This window comes from Weizmannia sp. WK01 (genome assembly GCF_025905465.1).
In the GTDB taxonomy this organism is placed as follows: Bacteria; Bacillota; Bacilli; order Bacillales; family Bacillaceae_C; genus Weizmannia; species Weizmannia faecalis.
In genome coordinates, this window is record NZ_CP109616.1 from 618,453 (window position 1) to 642,072 (window position 23,620).

Genomic DNA, 23,620 nt, shown 5'->3' on the forward strand with positions numbered 1-23,620 from the left:
AAAATGTAAGCGCTTTATAAGGTTGTGATGAAGTTGGTCGGGGGCCGAACGTATAATGAAAGTGGAAGGAGGCATGGGAATGAAATTGATGGATAAAGAAGTGCTGAATTTTATACTGGCGCACCAGGAAATTTCACTCGAAACAGTCGGGCAGCTTCTTTCTAAGAAAGAAGAGGAAATACGGAAAATGATCGAGCGGATTAATTCAGTGCTTCCGGGAGGATCAATCCAAATACAGGATAACAAGATTCTTGTTTCCGGTGCCGGCATAGAGGAAAGTTTTGATATGCTGACATTGCAGGAAAAAAGTTTTTTGCAGGAATATGAAGTGGAACTGAGAAGAAACTTGATCATGTATAGGCTGCTCACCCATCAGGACCCTTCCTCGTTGCAACAATTATCAGAACAGTTTTTCGTAAGCAGGAACACAGCTTTTACAGATATTAAAAAGATAAAGGAATTATTTCGGCATGATCCTATTCAATTGAGTTATTCGCGGAAAGGCGGATATCAGTTTAAGGGGCCGGAAATGATTATCCGTAATAAACTGATTCAAATCACAAGAGACCTGATCAAAACTGTATACGGGAAAACGAAAATGATAACGTTTCATCTGCTTTCTGAAACAGATATTCACTTGATGAGAGAAAAGCTGGAGGAAATTGAGCATAATATCGAAATTCAATTAACCGATGAGCAAGTAAATGAATTGCCGTATATTTTGTGTGCGATACTGGCGAGAGCAAAGAATCATCCAATTGAATGGTCTTTTCAAATGCACCGGTATGATATTCGGAATACAAAAGAGTACCCGGTCATCAGAGATGCCTTTCAGGACTATCCATTTCTCAAAGAACCGGATTTGATCTATCTTACCTTGCAAATTTTATCTTCTAATATGATTGAATCAGCGTTTCGATTATCTGACAGTGATGAAATCTCTTTGGCCGTTGATAGATTTGTTGATCGCTTAAAATCAAAACTTGCGATTGGGTTTATTAAAGAATCAGATCTAAAGGAAAAGATTTTGCTGCATATTCAGCCTGCCATCTTTCGTAATTTGCTTGGATTCCAAATTAACAACCCGCTTAAAACAAAATTTATCAAAGATCATGGCTTTATTTATCAAGTTGTTTCCGAGTCAGCTGCCCCTTTTGAAAACTTAATTGGCCATGCCTTATCTCCCGAAGAGCGGGTGTATCTGTCCATGATTGTTTTAGGATGGATGTATCAAACAAAGGAAAATGCAAAATCCATTTTCAAAGCAGTGGTTCTCTGCCATAACGGTACTTCGATTTCCAAATTGCTCCTTGAAAATTTAAAAGAGATGTTTCCGGATTTCGAATTTATCGGGGCTTATTCTTTCCGGCAGTTTGAAAGCCGTCCGATTGAAGTGGATTTTATTTTTACAACGATTCCATATAAAAGCAAGGCGACGACTATCGTTGTGCCGCCATTCCTGGAACAGGAAAGCCGGCAGCAATTGAAAAAACTTGTTCAAAAGCTGCTTGATCTCGACACCAAGAAAAAGGCAAAAGGGATCGTTTATGCGATTAAAGACTTTATTCCTACAGATAAAATGAATCTTGTAGAAGAAACGGTCAAGACCTTTTTTGAAGGTGACAGAAAAAATGAAACTGGTGAAGAAAGTGATGCCTCGGGTCTGAAATTAACGGAACAAAATATCTCCATTTTATCATATGAAATTTCATGGGAAGAGGTGGTGGATACTATATTTGCACCATTACTGGAAAGAAACGCAATAGAACCGTGCTATCTTAAAGCTGTTAAAAGCGCGTTTTATAAACATTATCAAACGATGCTGATTGGTCCCGATGTTTACCTGCCACATGCGAGACCTGATGAAGGGGTCAACTATCCGGATATTCAGATCGTCCTTTTTAAGAAAGCTGTGATGTTTCCAAATCATAGGCCGGTTTCATTAATGGTTGCATTAGCACCTTCAGCAGATAACTCTCATGTTTTAACTTTATCCAAATTAAATGATATTTTTCTTGATTCAAAGGCGCTTAGGCAAATCAAGTCGGCAGCGTCTCCTAAACAACTGCTCAAAATCTTTGAAAGGAGGTGAGGCGGTTGAATAACGGCAACAGTGTTCCCCAGTTTTTTGTGGAGGAGATCTACCATCATTTTGCTGAAATGTTTCAGGAGGCGTTTATCGTTTTAGATGCGGATTACAAAACTCAAGCGGAATTTTTCTGTGCATCCAGCGCGATTCTTAAACAAAGGGAATATGTAAAGCCTTCCTTTTGCAAGGCTGTCATGGAAAGGGAAGCCTTATATCCGACAGGCTTGGCGAACGAGTATATTCAATTTGCAATTCCGCATACGGACGCTTTTCATGTGGAAAAACCGTTTGTTTTTGTCACAAGGCTAAAAAATCATATCCCTTTTATGCATATGGGAACGACTGATATTCCGGTTCAGGCCAAAGTCATTTTTATGCTGGGAATTAAAAATCCGGAAAAACAAGTCGGCTTACTGTCGGATATTATGAAATGTTTCAATGACGGGGATTTTGTCCGGACGATCCTGTCCATTCAAGACACACATGCAATGGCGGATTACTTAAAAAAACAATTTGGAGGTTGATGAAAAATGAAAAGAGTTATTGTCGCTTGTGGTTCAGGTGTGGCAACCAGCCAGACAGTGGCTTCAAAGGTGAAAAGAATCCTGCAGGAAAAGAAGATCAGCGCCGAGGTGGAAGCAGTTGATATCAAATCGCTGGACCGCCATGTGAAAAATTGTGACGTCTATATTGCGATTACAAAGCCGAAAACAGATTATGGCGTTCCCACGCTAAATGGCATTGCGTTTCTTACCGGAATGGGCATGGACAAAGAAGTGGAGAAGCTGGTAGAAGCCTTGAAATAAACCACAAATAAAAGGAGTGGATCGCCGTGGAAGTGTTACAGCATGTTGTTCAGTATGTATTAAATATGGGCGCTTCAGTATTCGTTCCAATCATAATGTTGATTATTGGAATTTGTGCACGGATGAAACTCAGAGAGGCAATTGGCGCAGCCATTATTTTCGGTGTGGCATTTGCCGGTATGAACCTGGTTGTAGGTTATATGTTAGATGCCATTAGCCCGGCGGCACAGTCTTTTGCAAAAAATACGGGCATTTCCCTGACTGCAATTGATGGCGGCTGGACAACCGCCGCATCGATAACCTGGGCTTGGCCGCTCGCCTTTTTGGTTTTCCCGCTCCAGATTGCGATCAATATTGTAATGTTGCTGTTTAAATGGACCAAAACGCTAAACGTGGATATGTGGAATGTGTGGGGAAAATGTTTTGTAGCTGTCATGATTTCCTATATCTCCGGGAGTATTTATTTAGCCTTTGTGGTCGTTGCGATTCAAGTCATCGTAGAATTGAAAATCGGCGATATTTGGGGGAGGGAAATTGAAGATTTAACCGGAATACCCGGCGTAACCGTTCCGCATCACATGACCTTAATTGCCAGTCTGCTTTACCCAATCGATAAGCTGTTGGATAAAATCCCATTTATGAACAAGAAAATGGACGCAGAAGCATTGAAAGAAAAACTCGGTGTTTTTGCAGAAAATCATGTCATGGGTGCCGTTATCGGCTTCTTACTTGGTTTAGTTGCGGGCTACGGCATTTCCAAATCCTTGATTCTCGCTATTCAGGCTGCTACTGCGCTAACACTTTTTCCGATGGTTTCAAAATTATTTATGCAAGCGTTGTCTCCGATATCTGAAGCTATTTCCGAGTTTATGAGGAAGCATTTTGGCGACCGGGAAATCTTTATCGGGCTTGATTGGCCGATACTGGCTGGACGAAATGAAATCTGGGTATCTGCCATTATCTTAATTCCGTTTGAACTGCTTTTCGCTGTTATTTTGCCAGGGAATAAAGTTCTGCCATTCGGCGGCATCATCAACTTATCGATCGCAGTGGCAGTTGTGCTGCTCACAAGGGGAAATCTGCTCCGAATGATTATATACGGGATTGTGACAACCCCTGTATTTCTTTATATTGCAACATTCTTCTCCCCTTATATTACAAGGCTTGCTCAAGAAACGGGAGCAGTGAAGGTTGCAGAGGGGACGATGCTGACATGGAGCACAATTGAAAACGGGGAGTTTAAATTTGCTTTCGCAGAGGCAATGGCAGGGAAATGGTGGGGCATGCTGCTTTCGGTTTTATGGCTCGCACTCTTTGCACTGTTTTACTACGGCAGGAAGAAAGATAATGCCGCTTATTTCGGGCAAAACCATAAGGAACATGTGGCAGATGTTTTTAAAAAGGAGCAGTCTTTATGAGCCATCACCAGTTAGAAAAATGGTTTTGGAGAAGCATGCTGATTCTTGCCGGCATCCTTCTCATTTTAGGCTTTTTAAGCGGAAATTTGATGATGTGGATTATGGCACTTACGATTGGCATTTTGGTCCGCTATTGTGCGTACGATTTGCTTTTCGCTGATTTTGACGCAAAAGCAGACGAAATCAGGCAACGCTATCTTAAGAAGAAGGAGGCGAAATGATGATTTATACCATTACGCTGAACCCTGCCATTGACAGAGTCATCCATATTGATGGCGAACTAACAAGGGGGAGAAATAACACGGTCTCTAACACAGCCTTCGATATAGGAGGGAAGGGGACACATATATCGGTTGTTTTATCCGCCCTGGGCCAGCCAAATATTGCAGCCGGGATGGTCGGTGAAAATCGGAAAGATGAATTGATTGCTTTATTACGGGAGAAACAGGTTGAGTCAGCTTTTTACGTGGTCCCCGGGCAAACCGTCCGTGAAAATTTTGTGATAACCGATGACTCACAGAAGGGCAGCTATATGATTACTCATGCCGGCCCCGTTTTAAAGAAGGAAGATCTTGAAGGCTTTGCAAAAAATTTTATCAAAAGATGCAACCCCGGCGACATCGTGGCAGTGGCAGGTAATCCGCCAAAAACAACGAGACCGGAAGAGTATGAATGGGTCTTAAGGAAAATAAAGGAGACAGGTGTCCAATTGGTGGTCGACGCTTCGGGGCCCTATTTGAAAGCTGCCATCCAGGCAGAACCGGACCTGGTCAAACCCAATCAATTTGAATTTGCTGAGCTGATGCAATTGGAAATCAATAGCATTGAAGATTGTATTGCCGCTTATCAAAAGTCAGAACTATCGAAGATTCCTTACTTTATTGTTTCGTTTGGGAAAGATGGATCTTTGCTATTTTACAACAATCTTGTATATAAAGTCACTCCGCCGGATGTTCATACCGTAAATGATACGGGATGTGGGGATGCATTTGTTGGCGGATTGGTCTATGGCATGTCTTGCAAGCATGATGTAAGGAAAATGTTGAAGTTTGCTACAGCTATCAGTGCTTCAAAGGCAATGCAGGCAACGAGTTCCGGATTTGATATGAAAGAAGCCGGGGAAATCGAGCAGAGTGTGAAGTTTGAATATATTGAAAAAACAGGGAGGAATTGCAATGCTATATGAAGCGGAAAGAAGAGATCTTTGTACAGTTGTGAAAACAATGTTTGACAGATTTAACACAAATGCTGCAGGTGGGAACGTCAGCGTCCGGATGAACGGTAACCATATTATTATGACGCCGACATTAATGTCGCAGGAGAAGCTGTGCAATTTGGAACCTTATCAAATTCTAGTCGTTGATATGAATGAGAATATTGTAGAGGGAGACGGCCGAATTACAAGGGAAATCAATATGCATATGGCTTGTTATCATGAGAATGAATCAATCGGCTGTGTGCTGCATGCCCATCCAAAGGAATCTTTCGTTTTTGCGACTTTGGGAATGGATATGCCGAATTTAACCGAGGCTACACAAAAGCTCGGAAAAATTCCAACACTGGAATACCGCCCGGCAACAACAGTAGAACTGGCAGAAATTGTCCGGAAGCACATGATCTCGTTAGGGGAAAAAGTAACACCGGCAGCCATGCTGCTCAATAAGCACGGTATCCTGATCACAGATGAAACCCTGCACAAAGCCTATGATATGCTTGAAAGAATTGAGTATAATGCATATGTTGCAAGCAAAGCCCTTGTTTTTGAAAAATTGGGCATTGCCGCAATCCCTAACGGGGTCTCCGCTCATTAAGGCTTGGCCGTGCCCAAACAAAACAAAAATCGAAAAGCAGCTCTCCCTATGGCAGCTGGCAGGCGATCCATAGGGAGAGCTTTTTATATGAGTATCGTAACACATAAAGGGGAGGAGCGGAACATCAATCTAATTGGTTATTTTGGTAACACGGATTTGTGAAACATTTAATTATCGTGCTATGATTACGGGAAAGTAGTTTTTGGAGGGAGTTGCAGATGCCATACACAGAATTTGAACAGTCATTAAATGAAGCCTTTTTTTTCGCTACTCCTGGTTTTGTGGAGATAAAGGAAAAGGATGCGTTGTTACAGTGTGAGGGTTTGGATCAAGCGTATATAAAAGAAATTTTCAAATCGGGCGTAAGTATGGATGCCGGACGGGAAGAGGCGGGAGCCGTTTACTATTTTCCAATTGTTCGGGAGATGAAAGTGGTCTCCGTCTTATTGTTGCGGCCGAAACAGGGCGAGAAAGAAAGGTTCGCCCGGGACATTCAATACTTGAAGTTATTGTCAGAACTGGCATGCCAGTGGGTGGCTGAGAAATTAGAAAGGGAATCATGGCAAAAAAGGTTCGGGGAGATCCATCTCGAAACCCGGAAACTGATTCAATCGATCACCGAGCCTTTTTGTCTAGTGGATCAAGACGGATTGATCCAAGAAATGAATGAACATATGGCTTCGCTTTTTCGCAAAAGAAGGACCACCTTAATGGGTGAAAAGATTACGCAATATATCACAAAGGAAAAATGGGAAAGCATCAAAAGTGGGAAAGAAAAGGATGAGACGGTGGTGCAAGTGCCGAGAATTAAGGGGGAAGCCTATTTTGCCACCATTCAACCGGTAAAAAACAAACAGGGGATTGTCTCGTATATGATCCTTTTGAAATCAAAGAAGACAGAAAAACCGGAGCAGGCCGGCCGGCGCCTTTACCATTTTGAGGATATTCTCGGTGTAAGTGAGATTTTAAAACAGACGATCCAGTCGGCAAAAAGGGTGTCGAAAAGCGATGTAACCATCATGCTGCGCGGCGAGAGCGGGACGGGAAAGGAAATGTTTGCCCAGGCCATCCATCATGAAAGTGAGCGGAAAAATCAGCCTTTTGTTGCCTTAAACTGCGCGGCGATACCTGAAAACTTGCTGGAAAGCGAACTGTTTGGCTATGAAAAAGGGGCCTTTACGGGAGCGGAAAAAGAAAAACCGGGGCGCTTTGAACTGGCCAATCACGGCACGCTGTTTTTAGACGAGATCGGGGATATGTCCTTGTATCTGCAGGCAAAAATACTCCGGGTGTTACAGGAAAAAACTTTGGAAAGGATTGGATCAAACAAAAGCAGGAAGATCGATGTCCGCATTATCACAGCAACACACCGGAATTTGGAGGAATTGATCAGAAAGGGAGAATTTCGGGAAGATTTGTATTACCGGATCAGCGTGATTCCCATTTATATTCCGCCACTCAGGGCAAGAAAAGAAGACCTGCCTATCCTGATTGAGCATTTTATTCAAAAGTTTTCAAAAGATTTGAACAGAGATTCGAAAAATTTAGCGGCAGAAACACTCGACAGGCTTATGCAATATGATTGGCCGGGAAATATCCGGGAGTTGCAAAATGTGGTCCGCCATTTTGTGGAATTGCAGATTGGGGACACGGTAACATTGGAAAGCCTCCCATCCTCTTTACAAAGAGGGGCAAAATCATTTCCTCCATCTGTAAAACCGAAACGGACAAATCATTATCAAACCAGACTGGAGAAAAGGAAAGTGCTGGAATTGTTGGAGCGAAACGGCTGGAGTACAGAGGGAAAGAAAAAAACAGCAGCGGATTTGGGCATCAGTTTGGCTACCTTGTACCGGTATTTAAAGAAGATACAGGGATAAAAATGAGAATTATGAGAAACCATGCGAAAAGATGAGAAAAAACGAGAAAACTCAACATTTTACGAGGAAAAACGGCAAAACTGGACGTGCTTTTCTCAAACTGTAAAATGAGAAAAATGATTTTTAAACTTTGAAAATGTCCGAATACATTGCGAAATGAACGATTCTGTCCGTTTATATTTTTGGCACGATATTTGCATTGTATTTGGTGAGGGGTGAGGTCGTGAGCTGGTTCATTCACAAGGAAGACATTGCTTACATAAGCGCCGGCGCAAAATTTTTATCCAGCGGAGGCGGCGGGGATACGAAAATAGCAGCGTATTTGCTTTTGTCTGCTATGGAAGAAGATGACGTGATAGAAGTAAAAACCGCAGTTGAAATGGCAGACGAGTGGGTCGTGCCGGTCGCAGCCGCAGGGTCCACGGTGTTAATGAAAGAAGATCTGCCTGCAGGGGAAGAAATTGTAAAAGCTTTGAAAGAATATGAATCTGTGTCAGGCAGAAAAGCAGACGCTGTGATTTCAATGGAGATTGGGGGGATCAATGCATTAACCCCTTTACTGGCTGCGTTCAAATGCCATCTTCCGGTCATTGATGGCGATGGGATGGGCAGATCCTTCCCCGAACTGGAGATGGTGCATTTCTATCATGCTGGAATCCCGGCCGTTCCGCTCGCCGCCTGTTCAAAAGACGAAACGCTCGTAATAAATGAAGCAAAGCATGTCTCGCGCACTTTGAAAGAATTTATGTTTCAGCAGGATGGGTATTGCCATTTTGCCTGCTTCGGGGCTGCCGGGTCCCGTATGAGGGCGGCCATGGTACCGGGAACATTGAAGCTGGCACTGGAAATTGGAAAAATACTTGCCCAAAACGCCTCTATCTGGGTGAAAGTGCAGCAGTTGCGCCATGCCTTTTTTCAATCTGTATACGGGGAGATGGAGATTGCGTTTGCCGGGAAAATCCGGGCCATCAATCGCTGGTTTGAAGAGAAAATGCTGGTGGGCGCGTTGGAACTGGCCGGGCAGATGGAATACCATAAGCAACGCGCAAAACTGTATTTTCAAAATGAATTTCTTTCTTTTCAAATTCCGGATGCGTGCCATTGTACAACCCCTGATTTAATCATTTTCGTTCATTATGAAACCGGGCTGCCTGTAGCTGTATCGGAACTCCGTGAAGGGATGATGGCCATGGTTTTAACGGTAAAGGCTCCGGGACTGTATCAGACGAAAAAAATGCTTGCACAAACGGGTCCTGAAATGTTCCGGATTCCAAATCAGTTTCTTCAGAAGGAAACGGCCGGGAGGAGGCAGCAAGGTGAAAATTGGCATTGATATTGGCGGGACCAACACGCATGCCGTTTTGGTTTCCGGTGATGGGAAGCTCAAAATGGTTTCCAGTTCTTTGACCACCCCTGATGTCTATACAGGCGTATATCGATCAATGAAGGCCCTGCTGCAAAAATCAGAGATCAGGGCAGAGGAAGTAAAAGGGATTTATATCGGAACAACAGAACTAATGAATGCCGTATACGATGAGAAGGTTTTAGCAAAAACAGCTCTAATCCGCATTGCGAGAAGGCCTGTCAATATCACCCCGGCGCTTAAATGGCCGGCAACACTTCGGCGTTTGATCACAGAGCCGTATTTTATGGAAAGTGATCATGGCTACAACAAGAGCGGCGGCCGGATCGCGGATTTCAAACCGCTCGAACCGCTTTACCAATCCATTGCTGATGGAAAAATTGATGCCGTCTGCATCGTGGGCAGCTACTCCCCTTTGTATGAAAATGAGGAAGTTGCGGTAAAAAATGAAATTCGGAAAAGATTCCCGGAAATGCCTGTTACGGTTTCCCACTCATTTGGCACCCTTGGGTTTATGGAACGGGAAAATGCCGCTTTGCTCAACAGCTTATTGTCGAGAGTGATCAAAAAAATGCTTGCCAATTTAGCGGAAGGCTTCTCCTCTCTCTTGCTGGAATGCCCTTTTTGGCTGACGGAAAATAACGGATCGTTAATGTCTGTTGAACAAGCGATGAAATTCCCAGTTCTAACGCTTGCTTCCGGAGCGGCCAACAGTTTGAAAGGGGCAGCGAAACTTTCCGGGCTTCAAGATGTGATTGCGGTGGATATCGGCGGAAGCAAAGTGTATGCTGCGCGTGTTGCCGGCGGGGATTTGCCTGAAGTCATGGGCTCCTCCGATTTCCCCGGCTTGGAAGCAGGGCTTGAGATGCCGGAAATCATTTCCCTGCCTTTTGGCACAGGGAACAGGCCTGTTATCCGGAAGGGGGAAGTGGAGCTGTTGCCACTGCTTTCGAATGATATTAAGCAATACGGCGTTGCCTGGGGAGGAGATGCACTGACAGTCAGTGATTGCTTTCTTAAGCTCTTTCCTGATGCTTTTTATGACCCCGAACTCCAAACAGAAAAATTAAAATATGTACCAACGAATGATTGTGCGATGGTTGTCCAGTATGTGGTGCAAAAAATAAAAGAAATCCTGGACCGGCTGCAAAATGAAGAAAAAAACCTCCCCATTGTACTGGTCGGCGGAGGCAGCCCGCTTTTTAACCCGAATCTATTCGGAAAGTACCAAAAAGTGCTGAATCCGGCCGGCTATCCGTATAGCGGGGCAATCGGGGCTTGTGATGCGACCATCAGCGAAGTGTCAGATAAAGTGTACTGGTTAAATGACCGCTCAAAAGAAGAAGTGGTGGCCGAAGCAGCTTCTGCCTGCAAATTAGAAGCCATCAAAAAGGGCGCAGATCCTGATACCGTCAAACTTGCTTATATAGAAGAGTATCCTTTTGAGTACATGAAAGGGGAAATTCTCCGGATCAAAATAAAAGCTGTTGGCGAGCAAATTTTATAAAACGGAGGCTGCAAAATGCAAAAAAAATCAAGTCTTGGTGATGATTATGCTCTGTCCCGGGTACCGTCGTCCGGCCGCCAATCGTTGTGGAATATCACCATTGTCCGGGTCGGCTCATTAGCGACGATTTCACAATTTATTCTGGGGGCTTCATTAGGATACGGGATGAACTTTTGGCAGGCTTTTTGGGCAACGATGTTCGGCAGTGTCATCCTTGAAGTCATTAGTTTTCTGCTTGGCTATGCGGGTGCAAAAGAAGGGATGTCAACCAGCCTGCTATCTCGGTGGACGGGCTTTGGCAGGTACGGGTCAAGCATCATTGGCGCTGTAATTGCCATTTCTTGCATCGGCTGGTTTGGCGTACAAAACGCTGTCTTTGCCCAGGGGATCGTACAATCCACGAACGGGGCAATCAGCCTGCCGGTTGCGGCCGCGATTACAGGCTTGGGTGTAACGGTTCTTGTCATCTTTGGTTTTAAAATTTTAAGTGTAACAGCATCCATCGCTGTTCCTGCTTTTCTATTGGCAGTGGCAGTTGGCATTTATGATGTGCTCAACAAATCCTCTATTACGGAGTTAGTGGCAAGCGCACCTGCCGGAAAACCGCTGACAATGGGTGTTGCCGCAACAATGGTGGCGGGCGGGTTTATTATCGGAGCCGTGATTACGCCGGATTTCAGCAGATTTGCCAAAAACGGGAAAGATGTTTTCTGGATGACGATGATCGGCACCATTGTCGGTGAGCTTGGGATCAATATGATTGCCGTACTCATGGCGCTTGCTGCCAAAACAAGTGACGTGGCGAGCATCATGATGCAAACTTCCGGGTGGCTGGGCGCATTGGTTGTTGTTTTTTCCACCGTTAAAATCAATAACTTGAACTTGTATTCCTCATCACTCGGCTTTACGAATATCTTTGACAGCATATTGAACGTCAAATTGAATCGCGGCCTCGTGACGCTCGTCATCGGCATCATCGGGACGTTATTGTCTGTGATGGGCATCCTCGGCCGCTTTACGGATTTTCTTGTTTTTCTCGGGGTTCTGGTGCCGCCGATTGCTGGCATCATTGTCGTGGATTACTTTGTACTGAGAACGCACAAGAAGGAATTGGATGCCAGCCGGATGAAAGGAACCTTGCCGGAGACAGAAGAAAATGTAAACTGGGTTACGATGATTTCCTGGGCTGCGGGTTTTGCAGTCGGATACTTTGTGAAAATGGGGATCCCGTCCATCAATTCATTGGCGGCGAGTGCAGCGGTATATCTGGCAGGCATGCTGATTGTCCAGGCCGTCAGGAAAAACCCCGCTGAAGAAAAAATTGCATCTTAAAGAACCTGAATATTGGAGGCCTAAAAAGTAATGAGAAAAATCGGAATACAGGAAATAGAAGATATCGCAGTTGGAGCCGCCTTGCTGGGCACAGGGGGCGGCGGTGACCCGTACATCGGGAAGCTGATGGCAATCCAGGCAATTGAAGAATACGGCGAGGTCACTTTATTGGATGCGGAAGAAGTGCCGGATGATGCCCTGGTGGTTCCTTCCTCCATGATGGGCGCACCGACTGTCATGCTGGAAAAAGCGCCTAGCGGTGAGGAAGCGTTCGTTGCTTTTCAAAAATTGGAAACGTATCTTGGCGATAAAATTTATGCTACTTTTCCCATTGAGGCCGGCGGGGTCAACTCCATGCTGCCCTTTGCGTTAGCTGCGAAACTGGGGTTGCCTGTTGTCGATGCGGATGGAATGGGGCGGGCTTTTCCGGAACTGCAAATGGTGACATTTTATCTGGACGGGATAGCTGCAACGCCGGCCGTTTTAGCGGATGAAAAAGGAAATACCGTTGTCCTTTCTACCATCGATAATGTTTGGACAGAAAGGATTGCCCGGGCAGCAACGGTCCAAATGGGAGGATCTGCGATGACTGCCATGTACGCGATGAAAGGGAGAAATTTAAAAGAAAGCGGCGTCCGCAATATTTTAAAACTCGAAGAAACCATTGGCAAAACGATCCGGAAAGCAAAGGAAAACAACGCAAATCCAATTCGGGAAGTTGTCAAAAGCGTCAAAGGGTTTCCGCTGTTTTCCGGCAAAGTGAAAGATATTAACCGTAAAACGGAATCCGGATTTGCAAGAGGGACAGCAACGTTTGAAGGCATGCATGAAAATAAAGGAGAGACGCTTACGCTTCGGTTTCAAAACGAGCATCTTTTGGCCCGGACGGAAGAACGTTTATTGTGCATGACCCCGGATTTAATCGCTGTTTTGGATGCGGAAACGGGGCTCCCGATCACAACAGAGGGAATTCGTTACGGCGCCCGGTGTGTTGTCATTGGAATTCCGTGCCATCCAAAATGGAGAACAGAAAAAGGACTGGCAACGGTCGGCCCGAAATATTTCGGATATGATGTGGACTATGTTCCGGTGGAAGAACTTGCAAAAGAAGGAGTGCGTTCATAATGGGAGTTTACCGTGTTGGAATCGACGTTGGCGGCACACATACAGATGCCGTTTTACTGGATGAAAAGAATACTGTGATTGCGGAAACCAAATCGCCGACAACGGAAGACGTGGCAACAGGCATATACCATGCGATGCATAAGATCATCAGCGATGCCAATGTCCCGCGCGATCAAATACACTATGCCATGCTTGGCACGACACATTGTACAAATGCCATTGTAGAAAGAAAGAGATTAAATCATATTGCGGTTGTGAGGATCGGCGCGCCGGCCACATTGGCTGTGAAACCGTTGATCGGCGTTCCGGAAGATTTAAGGGAAGCGTTAGGGAAACACGTTTATCTCGTTCGCGGCGGCCATGAGTTTGACGGCCGGGAAATTACAGCGCTCGATACCCATTATCTTTTTCAAATTGCCAGGGAAGTGAAAGGAAAAGTAGATTCTATTGCGATCACTTCCGTCTTTTCACCTGTTTCCCAGGACCATGAGCACAGGGCAAGCGAAATTTTTAGGGAAGTATTAGGAGATGAGGTTGCGATTTCGTTATCGTCCGAAATTGGTTCCGTCGGCCTGCTTGAACGGGAAAATGCAACCATTTTGAATGCAGCGGTTGTCAATGTTGCCAAAACAGCCGCAGAAGGATTTATTCAGGCACTCGAAAATGAAGGTATCAAAGCACGCGTCTTTTTCGGGCAAAACGACGGCACGCTGATGTCGGTTGATTATGCCGTAAAATATCCGATTTTTACGGTTGCTTGCGGACCGACCAATTCACTGCGCGGCGCTTCTTATTTAAGCCAATTGTCTGATGCGATCGTGGTCGATGTCGGGGGGACGACTTCGGATGCCGGCGTACTTGTCAACTCTTTCCCCCGGGAGTCATCGCTTGCCGTTGAAATCGGCGGAGCGCGGACAAATTTCCGCATGCCGGATCTCATTTCAATCGGTCTTGGCGGCGGGACAATTGTACGAATCCGGGATAACGGGGAGTTCACAATCGGGCCGGACAGCGTCGGTTACAGGCTTCCGGAAAAAGGTTTGATTTTCGGGGGAGACACCCTCACCACCACCGATGTGGCAGTAGCACTTGGAAAAGTGGAACTGGGCGACCCGGAAAAAGTAGCGCATCTTGACAAAAAAGTGATGCAGCAGGTGTATGGCAGAATGGTGGAAATGGTCGAAGAAGCCATCGATAAGATGAAAACAAGTGCGGCACCGGTTCCGGTCATCCTTGTTGGCGGCGGGAGTGTATTGCTGCCGGACTCTTTAAAGGGCGCATCACGGGTCATCCGCCCGGAACATTCCGGTGTTGCCAATGCGATTGGTTCTGCGATTGCACAAGTCAGCGGCCAAATTGAAAAAATTTACGTTCTTGACGAAATAGGCAGGGAACAGGCATTGGAATCTGCCAAATCCCAGGCGAAGCAAGAAGCGATCAAAGCAGGGGCAGATCCCGGCAGCCTTGTCATCGTGGATATAGAAGATGTGCCGCTCGCCTATCTTCCGGGAAATGCGACAAGAATCCGAGTGAAGGCAGCCGGGGAGCTGGGGCGGATGCCAGTTGCCTCGATTTAAATTCTTGGATGTTGAAGCCGGGAAAGCACGTGAATTCTAACTGGTGCCGGATAGGAATGAGAAATCTGCCAAAGATGGATCTTTGGCAGATTTTTAGCAGGGGGGTCAATTTTTCTCCAACCAAACGAGTGTTGGGCAGGGAGCCCCGTCAGGTTTGTCAATCGTTGCTTCACGATGATCTATGGGTTTGTTCTTTCATAATATGATCTAATCGGGATAACCCTTTTTCTGCAGTATGCATCATCTCGTCAAACAATTCCTGCACTGTCGGAATCGTATGAATAAGGCCGACGACCTGTCCGGCCCAAGCATAACCTTTTTCTTCATTCCCGTCATAAATATAGTTGCAATTTGCGCTACCGCTAATCATCTCTTTCAGGTCTTCGTAGGATGCCCCTTCCTGTTCACGTTCCATAATATTCAAGGCAAAGCGGTTTTTCAAGACCCGGCCCGGTGCCCCTAATGTTCTCTTAATCACTACTGTATCCGTTTCTTTTGCATGCACGATGGCCTGCTTATATTTCTCGTGTGCATGAATACATTCTTTGGTGGCAATAAAACGGGTCCCCATTTGAATTCCTTCTGCGCCAAGAGAAAGGGCAGCCAATAATCCACGTCCGTCGCCAATGCCCCCGCCGGCGATTACAGGAATGGATACTTCGTCTGCAACCCGGGGAATGAGCAACATGCCGCCAATGTCGTCCCGGCCTAAATGGCCCCCGCCTTCCTGCCCGACGGCGATCACTGCGTCTGCACCCAATTGTTCAGCTTTTTGTGCTTGTCTTGTTCCAGCCACAAGGACAAGTGTACGAATGTTTTCTCCTTTTATCCTTTCGAAGACCGGTTGCGGGTTACCGCCACTGATGGAAATGGCTGGAACCTTTTCTTCAATGGCCACTTCAAGCAACTCCTCGTACCGGCCGTTATACCTTGCGATTGCAAAGTTTACACCGAAGGGCTTCCCGGTTAATTTTCGTACTTTGTGAATTGCATTGCGAAGTTTTTCAGGTGTTCGCAGCGTCGCGGCAGTGATTTGCCCCAGGCCGCCCGCATTGGAAACAGCAGCAGCTAATTCCGCATATCCGAGATAAGCAAGGCCTCCTTGGATAATGGGGTATTTTATTTTTAATATCTCCGTAATGCGAGTTCTCATTTTTACCGGCCCCTATTTGACTGAATTCCTTTTTTCTTCGTTAAGTGATAGCTTTGCCTTATCATATCACAGATTTCTTCCTCCGGGACGGTGCCGTCAAGAATAACGGAATTCCAATGTTCTTTGTTCAGATGGTATGCCGGAACAACAGCGTGGTATTTCCGGCGATAAAAGTCCAGCCAGCCGTTTTCACCTTTCACATTGATCCAAATATGGCCGTTTCTTTCAAAAATCCAGGCAAAGACTTTTTTATTTTTTTTGTGGCGCATTAATGTCCAATTCTTATCTTTAAAGGGGTAATCTTCATACGTGTTTTCCAGTTTTAAACAGTAATGGATAGCGTCCTCTCTTGTTTTCATTTATGATGCTCCTTCAACATGCTGTTATTTATATTATATAAAAATGTTAGGGATTACCGTCATTTTTTCCTGCTTTCTTAACGTAGGCGTGCTCTATGTAAAGGAAGGTCACCGAATTTTTCTGCCTTCTTAACATAGGCGTGCTCTAAGTAAAGGAAGGGCGTCGATTTTTCCCGCTTTCTTAACGTAGACGGCCCTATGTAAAGGAAGGACGCCGATTTTTTCTGCTTTCTTAACATAGGCGTGCTCTATGTTAAGAAAGGTCATCGAATTTTCTTGCTTTCTTAACGTAGATGCGGTCTATGTAAAGGAAGGGCGTCGAATTTTCTCACTTTCTTAACGTAGGCGTGCTCTATGTTAAGAAAGGTCACCAATTTTTCCTGCTTTCTTAACATAGACATGGTCTATGTAAAGGAAGGACGCTGATTTTTCTTTCTTTTTTAACGTAGACATGCTCTAAGTAAAGGAAGGACGCCGATTTTTCCTACTTTCTTAACATAGGCGTGCTCTATGTTAAGAAAGGTCATCGAATTTTCTTGTTTTCTTAACGTAGATGCGGTCTAAGTAAGGGAGGGACGCCGAATTTTCTCACTTTCTTAACGTAGACATGCTCTATGTAAAGGAAGGACGCCGAATTTTCTCGCTTTCTTAACGTAGACGGGTTCTATGTTAAGGAACAGCGCCGTTTATTCGTATTTTTTGCTTTATATTGGTTTGAGTGGTGAAACTTTTTCAGCGTTCATCCTTCCTTTATCGTATTGTTGTTATTTTATTTTTTTGCGTCACGATTCCTGATGCAATTGGAATTCCCATGCCAATGATTACGATAGGTAAAAACCATTTACCAAACCCGTTTCCCCATCCCATTGCAATCACAATGGATTCCAATAAGATTAAAGCAAAGAAAATCAGACAAATATTTTTCAATTGATTTAGCAGTTTCCGGCTATGCACATAAAATTGTTTTGCATTTGATTCATTTAATCGATCAGGATAATTATAAATATGAGGGAATTTTTCCAAAACCTGCATCAATAGCGCAAGGATTGCCCCCACGCCGGGTAAAATCAAAAGTTCCCATTTTGATCCCCAACGATCGACTTTACCGGAGGCATCATAATGTCCGGGAACTTTTTCTGGAAGTTTCCCCAAACGCTAACCAGAAAAATAATCGAACCAAAGAAAAATAAATAGCCAATTATGTCCCAAAACCATTCGCCTTTTGTCTTGGAAATTTTCAATTTGGGCTGCTTCCGGGAGTTTGGCATGCCATTTCCCTCCAATCCAGTTTCTGATTCATTTCCGTCCAGCCATAAAGTTTTTTGTACATGAAAAAGCCCCCAAGTGCAAGGTTTTTTACATTTCATGAAACCCTTACATTATAGATACGATAAAAGTAACCAAATTCCTTATCAAATTTGAATTTGGTTTTTTATCCGGGCTTCTCTCCGAAGCGGATCGTGTATGGTAAACTAATGATGTCTTTGCCACTTTGAACGGGATTCCAGTTTTCACCATTTGAGTCCATATGAAAAGAAGGGGAATAAAAATTGAAAATGAACCGAACAGGCGCATGGTTTCTACTACTATTCTTAATGCTTTTTTGCAGTGGTTGCGGCCAAACCCAATCCACTAACAGCCAGCCAGTAAAAGAAAAGCAAGTGCAGCATATAAGTGCGGCAAAATCAGAGAGTAAGGCCGACAGTAAAACCGTTAACAAAACAGACAGCAATCATAAAAGTACCGCATCACTTCCAAAAGGAAAACTAAAGGTTTATTTTTTTGATGTCGGGCAAGGGGATAGCATGCTCATCCAAACACCAAAAGGAGAAAATGTGTTAATTGATGGTGGGAATAATGACAAAGGTGATGATGTTGTCCGGTATCTTCGCCAGCTGCATGTCAGCCAATTGGATGATGTGATTGCCACCCATCCGGATGCCGATCATATCGGGGGCCTGGATACGGTTCTGGAAAACTTAAAAGTAAAAAATGTATATGCGCCGCGGGTCGTGAATACAACCAGAACCTATGAAGATTTTTTGCTGGCTGTGAAAAATAGCAGACTTAAAATCAAGCAGGCAAAAGCGAATGTTGATCTTGGGTTGCGGGGGGCATCGATGAAGTTTGTCGGTCCTGTAAAAGATTATCACGAAGAGATGAATGACTGGTCGGCTGTTGTAAAACTTTCCTATGGGGAGAAAGGCACTTTTCTATTCACGGGAGATGCCCCTATCCGTTCTGAAGAAGATATGATTGCAACGCACCAAGATCTTTCATCCCAAGTATTAAAAGTGGGGCATCACGGTTCAAAGACTGCTACAAGTCAGGCGTTTTTGGACGCCGTAAAACCGAAGTACGCGATTATTTCGGTAGCGAAGGTGAATTCGTACGGGCTTCCAAATGACGAGGTGATCAATCGTTTAAAGTCGAATCATATTCAAATTTTCCGGACAGACGAAATGAAAACCATTTTAGCGGTGACCGATGGGAAGTCTATTGAATTCCAGCCGGTTCCGTCTTTAACGCCGAATCATTCGTCTTCGGAAGCGGGAAATGCAACGGCTTCCGGCAAGGCTGCTCCGCCAGTAAAGCAGCCATCCCAGCAAGCCACTTCTAACGGGACATTACAGGCGAAGCTTGATGATCCAACGCCGCAGCAGTATAGTAAAATCAATTTAATGGTTACAGGTTTGACAGGCGCAACGTATCAGGCCACTTTTCATTATAAAAGCAAAGACACCGTCTATCGGGGAACGGTAGGGACGCCGCTTTCGGTTCGAATCAGCAGAGCGGCTCCTGGTTATGAGGTGCGGATTGATATAAAAGCTGTTGTAAAAGGGAAAACATATACCACCCATACTTCTTTTACCCCGCAATAAAGGAGGCCATTTTTGATGAAATATATTGTAGATCGGATCGAAGGGGAATTTGCTGTTTGTGAAAAAGAGGACCGGACGACTGTGGATATCCGTCTAAGTAAGCTCCCATCCGGTGTCAAAGCCGGAGACGTTCTCGTCGTCGAAGATGGAACACTGCGCATTGACAGGCAACAAACAAAGGAACGAAAAGCCCAAATCGAAAAATTGGCGGATGAACTATTTGAGTAGGCAGCAGGGGGGGAGGATCTATCGGGATGCCGATTGGGCGTATAGCTATATCCAAATAGGGTTTGTACTGCCCAACTTTTATAATAAAGAGTACACGGGAATCTATGTGTCCCATTAACTTTTACGATCTGCAAAGAAGGAGGATTGGTAAAGTACTGGAATGTGAAAAAAATAAGGGCATGCCCCGGCCGAGTGACCGGCTTTTAGGCACGCCCTTATTCCTATCATGATTATTTTGCTTTCACCGCTTTTGCGTTGATGTAACCAACCCATTTCCCTTTGCCATCGTACAGGGAAAGATAGGTGAGGCCATTGCTGTGATAATAGGCATACTTGGCAAGGTAGGTTTTATTGGCAGCTTTGACATTTTTCTTTTTCCAGTTAAAGTTCTGGTATACAGCATATTTGCCGTTTGTCACTGTGACATACTTGCTGTAAGGAATTCCGGCACCTTGCTTACCTTGTCCGGTTTTTACAGCATGCGCGTTGATATATCCGGCCCACTTTCCTTTGGCATCATAAAGTGAAAGATAAGTTGAGCCATTTGTATGATGATAGGCATATTTGGCAAGGTAGGTTTTATTGGCAACTTTGACATTTTTCTTTTTCCAGTTAAAGTTCTGGTATACAGCATATTTGCCGTTTGTCACTGTGACATACTTGCTGTAAGGAATTCCGGCACCTTGCTTACCTTGTCCGGTTTTTACAGCATGCGCGTTGATATATCCGGCCCACTTTCCTTTGGCATCATAAAGTGAAAGATAAGTTGAGCCATTTGTATGATGATAGGCATACTTGGCAAGGTAGGTTTTATTGGCAGCTTTGACATTTTTCTTTTTCCAGTTAAAGTTCTGGTATACAGCATATTTGCTGTTTGTCACTGTGACATACTTGCTGTAAGGAATTCCGGCACCTTGCTTACCTTGTCCGGTTTTTACAGCATGCGCGTTGATATATCCGGCCCACTTTCCTTTGGCATCATAAAGTGAAAGATAAGTTGAGCCATTTGTATGATGATAGGCATACTTGGCAAGGTAGGTTTTATTGGCAGCTTTGACATTTTTCTTTTTCCAGTTAAAGTTCTGGTATACAGCATATTTGCTGTTTGTTACTGTCACGTACTTGCCATAATTTATGGCATTCCCTTGTTTGCTGGTTAGCTCATATTTTACAGTCACCATTTTCACGCCGGCAGTATTAGCCTTCAAGCTGTAGCTGTACGATTTTGAAGACGGGGTATAGTGATTTACTTTTGGTAAAGACACTTTTGCGGTGTTGCCGACAGTTGTTCTAACAATTGTATTTGGTGTAATCGGTTCACCCGTTTTCGCATCTACATACTTGATTACTGTGGTTTGTCTGGATACATCGTTGACAGCATCCCTATAAAACTTCAGTGACTGCAAAGCATAGCCGCGGTCATCAAATAGCCCCTGGTTATCCCAAGATGTACCGCCCCAGGCAGGATTGCCGTTGTAATACATTTTGCTGTCTGGGAAATAACCGACAGCACCTGAGCTGGCCCAGCCTGTCCCGTATTTTTCAGCAGCATCTTTATTCGCCTTCCAATTATCCCGGCCAGCGTAAACCGGAATCCAGGCCGGCTCCCAGTAGAATGCCCCGAGGCCGTTTTGCTGGCTCATCAGTGTACTGTATAAACTTGTCAGTGCGTCTACCTGGCCTTGTGGGCCTACCGGGAAAGCATTTGTGTTTTGCCAATTGCTTTGCTCTTCGCCGATTGAATTTGGTGTCCCGTCAGCATCTTTCAAGCTGTTTACCCAAGCTGTTTCCATCACGGCAAACAGTTTGCCGTAGCTGGCGGCCAGTTTTTCCACCTTCGTTAAGGTTTCTGGTGTGTTGGCTTTTGCCGTTACAGACCAGTATGGATAGTATGACGATCCAAGCACATCATAGTCGACACCATCACGTTTCCATGCATTCATAATGTCTGTATACTTTTGCACATCCGGTGTTTCAATGTGTAAAGTGACTAAAGCGTTCGGTACAGTATCGCGAATAGCTTTGATGCCGGATTTGATATAACTGTCAACCCGGGCTGATTTTGTTTTATTATTCCAAATGCCGGTGTATGATTCTCCTGCGTCACGGTTCGTCGTTACGCCCATCATGCCGTTGGTGATCTCATTGCCGACCTGCACCATCCCAACATCCGCGCCTGCGTTCTGGAATTTTTTAATGGTGCCGCTTGTAAAACCGTAAACATCTTTCTGTAACTGGGCGTCACTGTGCCCCCGCCATGCTTTCGGCAAAATTTGCTGCGCCGGGTCTGCCCAGAAATCCGAGTAGTGAAAGTCCAGCAAGATTTTCATCCCGTATTGGGCAGCTTCCTTGGCAATCGCCAGTTCGTGTTCAACGTCAGACTGCCCGCCGCCGTAAATTGCGCCAGTTGAACTTTTTGGATCGTTCCAAATCCGTAATCTGATATAGTTCACGCCGTTATCATGGAGAATTTTTAAGAGGCTTTCCTGATTGCCGCTAAAGTCGTAATATTTTACGCCGGCTTCTTTCAGCGCTTCATAAGATGAGATATCCACCCCGCGAATCGTATCGGAGGACATATTTGTTAACTTGTTAATTGTAACAGTCTGTGCTTTTAAGCCGGTGTCCGTCCCGGTTTCAAACGGGTCTGATTGTGGAGCAGGGGCCGTTGTGCCTGTATTGCCACTCGTGTTATCACTGCTGCCATCATCTGTACCGGTTAATAACTGCTTAAAAGCTGTGAGCGATTGGAGCGGATTGCCCAAGTCATCAAATAATGCCTGGTTATCCACTGAACTCGCGCCTGCCCATTGATCGGCGCCATCAACATATCCGGCTGCCGCCGTTGTTGCCCAGCCTGTCCCGTATTTTTCAGCTGCGTCTTTATTGTGCTGCCAGTGGGTGCCACTATTGCCGGCTTCCACTGCAATCCACACAGCATTGTCGTAAAATGCACCGCAGCCAGCAGTGTTATTTCCATCTGCCGTGATTGCGCTGTAAAGATTGTGCAGATAAGTTGCCTGGCCTTGGGGGCTGACTTCGCCAATTCCATTTTTCAGAATGTCGGAAGCTGTTGACCCGTTGCTTTCCCCGTCTGAATCCTGGTCCGTAAAGGGATAGCTGACACTTAATACTGCGAATTTTTTGCCGGCTTGTTTTGCCGCTTCCATAGCCCCTTTGATATCAGAAATTGCATCCCATGCCGCATATACATTGGCACCCAAAATATCATAATCCACATTTGCACTTTTTAGGTTGTTCGCAATGGTTGTAAACCAGTTTGAACCAGGCCCGGCATAGGCCAATGCAATTTGGATGCTACTGTCAAATGACCGGATTTCTTTCGTTACAGCCGCCAAAATATCGTTGCCGGTTGCCATGTCCTGGCTCAAAAAATTTTGGGCCATGTTGCTTCCCACTGTAACCATATCAGGTGTTACATTGTTGCTTTTTAATTTGTTCAAGGATTCGCTTATATAGCGAACAGCCGTATCTTTTAAGTTATCCGTTGCCCATCCTTTGGGAAGTTTCTGGTTATTTTTGCTTGTGTAAAAATCTGAGAATAAGAAATTAATATTGACTTTCAATCCTGCTGACTTGGCTGCCTGTGCAGTTTTAACGGCGTTTTCGAGCGTCGGGTTCCCGCCGCCGTATGATTTGCCTTCATCATTTGCAGGATTCACGGCAACTTTAAGATTGACATAATTGGCGCCGGAATCTTTTAATAGATTCATAAAGCCTTCTTCATCGAGCGAGCGGCCATTAAAGTCTTTGTATTTTACCCCGGCGGCCAGTTCTGCTTGATAGGGTGTTAAATCAATACCGCGGATGGTATCATCTGTTACAGTGGATACTTTACTGATTAAGGCAGGCAATTTAAAAGCGCCCGTATCTGTCCCGTTGCTGTAGGCCGCCGCAGTATCTGAAGGTGTATCAGCAAGTGCGAATGGCACAGCTAAAGATGGGGCAAAAGAACCAGCCAGCAAAGCGAGCGTAGAACCAGCCACCAGTAAAGACCTTGTTACTTTCTTCATCAAACTTCCCCCTCATTTTTTTCACATACTATTAGATTATACTATAGTTTGGTTTG

The 23,620-nt window shown here is 44.9% G+C and carries 18 protein-coding genes and 1 pseudogene; 15 read left to right on the top strand and 4 right to left on the bottom strand.

Features of this window, described 5'->3' with window-relative positions; all coding sequences use genetic code 11:
* The first annotated feature begins 79 nt into the window (after positions 1-79).
* From OF158_RS02895 to OF158_RS02955, 13 genes are all read left to right on the top strand, one after another.
* The gene (locus OF158_RS02895; protein ID WP_035182515.1) at positions 80-2,092 is read left to right on the top strand and encodes a BglG family transcription antiterminator; all 2,013 of its coding nucleotides are present in this window, start codon (positions 80-82) and stop codon (positions 2,090-2,092) included.
* Between the two features lie 5 nt (positions 2,093-2,097).
* Positions 2,098-2,613 (top strand): PTS sugar transporter subunit IIA, encoded by a 516-nt coding sequence (locus OF158_RS02900; RefSeq protein ID WP_052042111.1) that lies wholly within the window; start codon positions 2,098-2,100, stop codon positions 2,611-2,613.
* 6 nt (positions 2,614-2,619) lie between these two features.
* Entirely contained in the window at positions 2,620-2,895 is a 276-nt protein-coding gene (locus OF158_RS02905) for a PTS sugar transporter subunit IIB (protein WP_035182513.1), read from the top strand.
* Between the two features lie 26 nt (positions 2,896-2,921).
* Entirely contained in the window at positions 2,922-4,313 is a 1,392-nt protein-coding gene (locus tag OF158_RS02910) for a PTS galactitol transporter subunit IIC (RefSeq protein WP_035182511.1), read from the top strand.
* Positions 4,310-4,534: a hypothetical protein gene (locus OF158_RS02915; protein WP_035182510.1), complete on the top strand. Its 225-nt coding sequence runs from the start codon at positions 4,310-4,312 to the stop codon at positions 4,532-4,534. Before OF158_RS02910 ends, OF158_RS02915 begins: the two co-directional genes overlap by 4 nt.
* On the top strand, positions 4,534-5,499 hold the full coding sequence (locus OF158_RS02920; protein WP_035182509.1) for a 1-phosphofructokinase family hexose kinase: 966 nt from the start codon (positions 4,534-4,536) through the stop codon (positions 5,497-5,499). The genes OF158_RS02915 and OF158_RS02920 overlap by 1 nt, the downstream gene beginning before the upstream one ends.
* Positions 5,489-6,124: a class II aldolase/adducin family protein gene (locus tag OF158_RS02925; RefSeq protein WP_035182508.1), complete on the top strand. Its 636-nt coding sequence runs from the start codon at positions 5,489-5,491 to the stop codon at positions 6,122-6,124. Before OF158_RS02920 ends, OF158_RS02925 begins: the two co-directional genes overlap by 11 nt.
* Before the next feature lie 305 nt (positions 6,125-6,429).
* Positions 6,430-8,004, top strand: coding sequence for a sigma-54 interaction domain-containing protein (locus OF158_RS02930; RefSeq protein WP_225620952.1), 1,575 nt, complete (start codon positions 6,430-6,432; stop codon positions 8,002-8,004).
* Between the two features lie 223 nt (positions 8,005-8,227).
* On the top strand, positions 8,228-9,337 hold the full coding sequence (locus tag OF158_RS02935; RefSeq protein ID WP_017550155.1) for a DUF917 domain-containing protein: 1,110 nt from the start codon (positions 8,228-8,230) through the stop codon (positions 9,335-9,337).
* Positions 9,321-10,874, top strand: a complete 1,554-nt coding sequence (locus OF158_RS02940) for a hydantoinase/oxoprolinase N-terminal domain-containing protein (protein ID WP_017550154.1) — start codon at positions 9,321-9,323, stop codon at positions 10,872-10,874. The genes OF158_RS02935 and OF158_RS02940 overlap by 17 nt, the downstream gene beginning before the upstream one ends.
* Before the next feature lie 15 nt (positions 10,875-10,889).
* Positions 10,890-12,206 (top strand): cytosine permease, encoded by a 1,317-nt coding sequence (locus tag OF158_RS02945; RefSeq protein WP_017550153.1) that lies wholly within the window; start codon positions 10,890-10,892, stop codon positions 12,204-12,206.
* 30 nt (positions 12,207-12,236) lie between these two features.
* Positions 12,237-13,331, top strand: a complete 1,095-nt coding sequence (locus tag OF158_RS02950) for an S-methyl thiohydantoin desulfurase family protein (RefSeq protein WP_014096174.1) — start codon at positions 12,237-12,239, stop codon at positions 13,329-13,331.
* A complete protein-coding gene (locus tag OF158_RS02955; protein WP_014096173.1) occupies positions 13,331-14,908 on the top strand; it encodes a hydantoinase/oxoprolinase N-terminal domain-containing protein in 1,578 nt (525 codons plus the stop codon). The genes OF158_RS02950 and OF158_RS02955 overlap by 1 nt, the downstream gene beginning before the upstream one ends.
* 169 nt (positions 14,909-15,077) lie before the next feature.
* Here the strand turns inward: OF158_RS02955 and OF158_RS02960 are convergent, their stop codons facing one another.
* The 3 genes and pseudogenes from OF158_RS02960 to OF158_RS02970 form a co-directional block, all read right to left on the bottom strand.
* Positions 15,078-16,061 carry an NAD(P)H-dependent flavin oxidoreductase gene (locus OF158_RS02960; RefSeq protein ID WP_014096172.1) on the bottom strand — a complete coding sequence of 328 codons (984 nt, stop codon included), beginning with the start codon at positions 16,059-16,061 and terminating at the stop codon, positions 15,078-15,080.
* A 2-nt stretch (positions 16,062-16,063) separates the two neighbouring features.
* A complete protein-coding gene (locus tag OF158_RS02965; protein ID WP_014096171.1) occupies positions 16,064-16,420 on the bottom strand; it encodes an MmcQ/YjbR family DNA-binding protein in 357 nt (118 codons plus the stop codon).
* 750 nt (positions 16,421-17,170) lie between these two features.
* Positions 17,171-17,688: pseudogene (locus OF158_RS02970) on the bottom strand (DUF1648 domain-containing protein).
* 327 nt (positions 17,689-18,015) lie between these two features.
* Between OF158_RS02970 and OF158_RS02975 the strand changes: the two are divergent.
* Entirely contained in the window at positions 18,016-19,302 is a 1,287-nt protein-coding gene (locus tag OF158_RS02975; RefSeq protein ID WP_225621015.1) for a ComEC/Rec2 family competence protein, read from the top strand.
* Between the two features lie 15 nt (positions 19,303-19,317).
* Positions 19,318-19,530, top strand: a complete 213-nt coding sequence (locus tag OF158_RS02980) for a DUF3006 domain-containing protein (protein ID WP_013858348.1) — start codon at positions 19,318-19,320, stop codon at positions 19,528-19,530.
* A 230-nt stretch (positions 19,531-19,760) separates the two neighbouring features.
* Here the strand turns inward: OF158_RS02980 and OF158_RS02985 are convergent, their stop codons facing one another.
* Positions 19,761-23,564, bottom strand: a complete 3,804-nt coding sequence (locus OF158_RS02985; RefSeq protein WP_226979858.1) for a glycosyl hydrolase 53 family protein — start codon at positions 23,562-23,564, stop codon at positions 19,761-19,763.
* Positions 23,565-23,620 lie beyond the last annotated feature (56 nt).

Bases quoted from the DNA above. Each gene is read 5' to 3' on its own strand.
- OF158_RS02965 (WP_014096171.1), bottom strand. From the start codon at position 16,420: ATGAAAACAAGAGAGGACGCTATCCATTACTGTTTAAAACTGGAAAAC.
- OF158_RS02985 (WP_226979858.1), bottom strand. From the start codon at position 23,564: ATGAAGAAAGTAACAAGGTCTTTACTGGTGGCTGGTTCTACGCTCGCT.
- OF158_RS02975 (WP_225621015.1), top strand. From the start codon at position 18,016: ATGCTTTTTTGCAGTGGTTGCGGCCAAACCCAATCCACTAACAGCCAG.
- OF158_RS02920 (WP_035182509.1), top strand. From the start codon at position 4,534: ATGATTTATACCATTACGCTGAACCCTGCCATTGACAGAGTCATCCAT.
- OF158_RS02945 (WP_017550153.1), top strand. From the start codon at position 10,890: ATGCAAAAAAAATCAAGTCTTGGTGATGATTATGCTCTGTCCCGGGTA.
- OF158_RS02915 (WP_035182510.1), top strand. From the start codon at position 4,310: ATGAGCCATCACCAGTTAGAAAAATGGTTTTGGAGAAGCATGCTGATT.
- OF158_RS02960 (WP_014096172.1), bottom strand. From the start codon at position 16,061: ATGAGAACTCGCATTACGGAGATATTAAAAATAAAATACCCCATTATC.
- OF158_RS02925 (WP_035182508.1), top strand. From the start codon at position 5,489: ATGCTATATGAAGCGGAAAGAAGAGATCTTTGTACAGTTGTGAAAACA.
- OF158_RS02905 (WP_035182513.1), top strand. From the start codon at position 2,620: ATGAAAAGAGTTATTGTCGCTTGTGGTTCAGGTGTGGCAACCAGCCAG.
- OF158_RS02980 (WP_013858348.1), top strand. From the start codon at position 19,318: ATGAAATATATTGTAGATCGGATCGAAGGGGAATTTGCTGTTTGTGAA.
- OF158_RS02950 (WP_014096174.1), top strand. From the start codon at position 12,237: ATGAGAAAAATCGGAATACAGGAAATAGAAGATATCGCAGTTGGAGCC.
- OF158_RS02955 (WP_014096173.1), top strand. From the start codon at position 13,331: ATGGGAGTTTACCGTGTTGGAATCGACGTTGGCGGCACACATACAGAT.
- OF158_RS02895 (WP_035182515.1), top strand. From the start codon at position 80: ATGAAATTGATGGATAAAGAAGTGCTGAATTTTATACTGGCGCACCAG.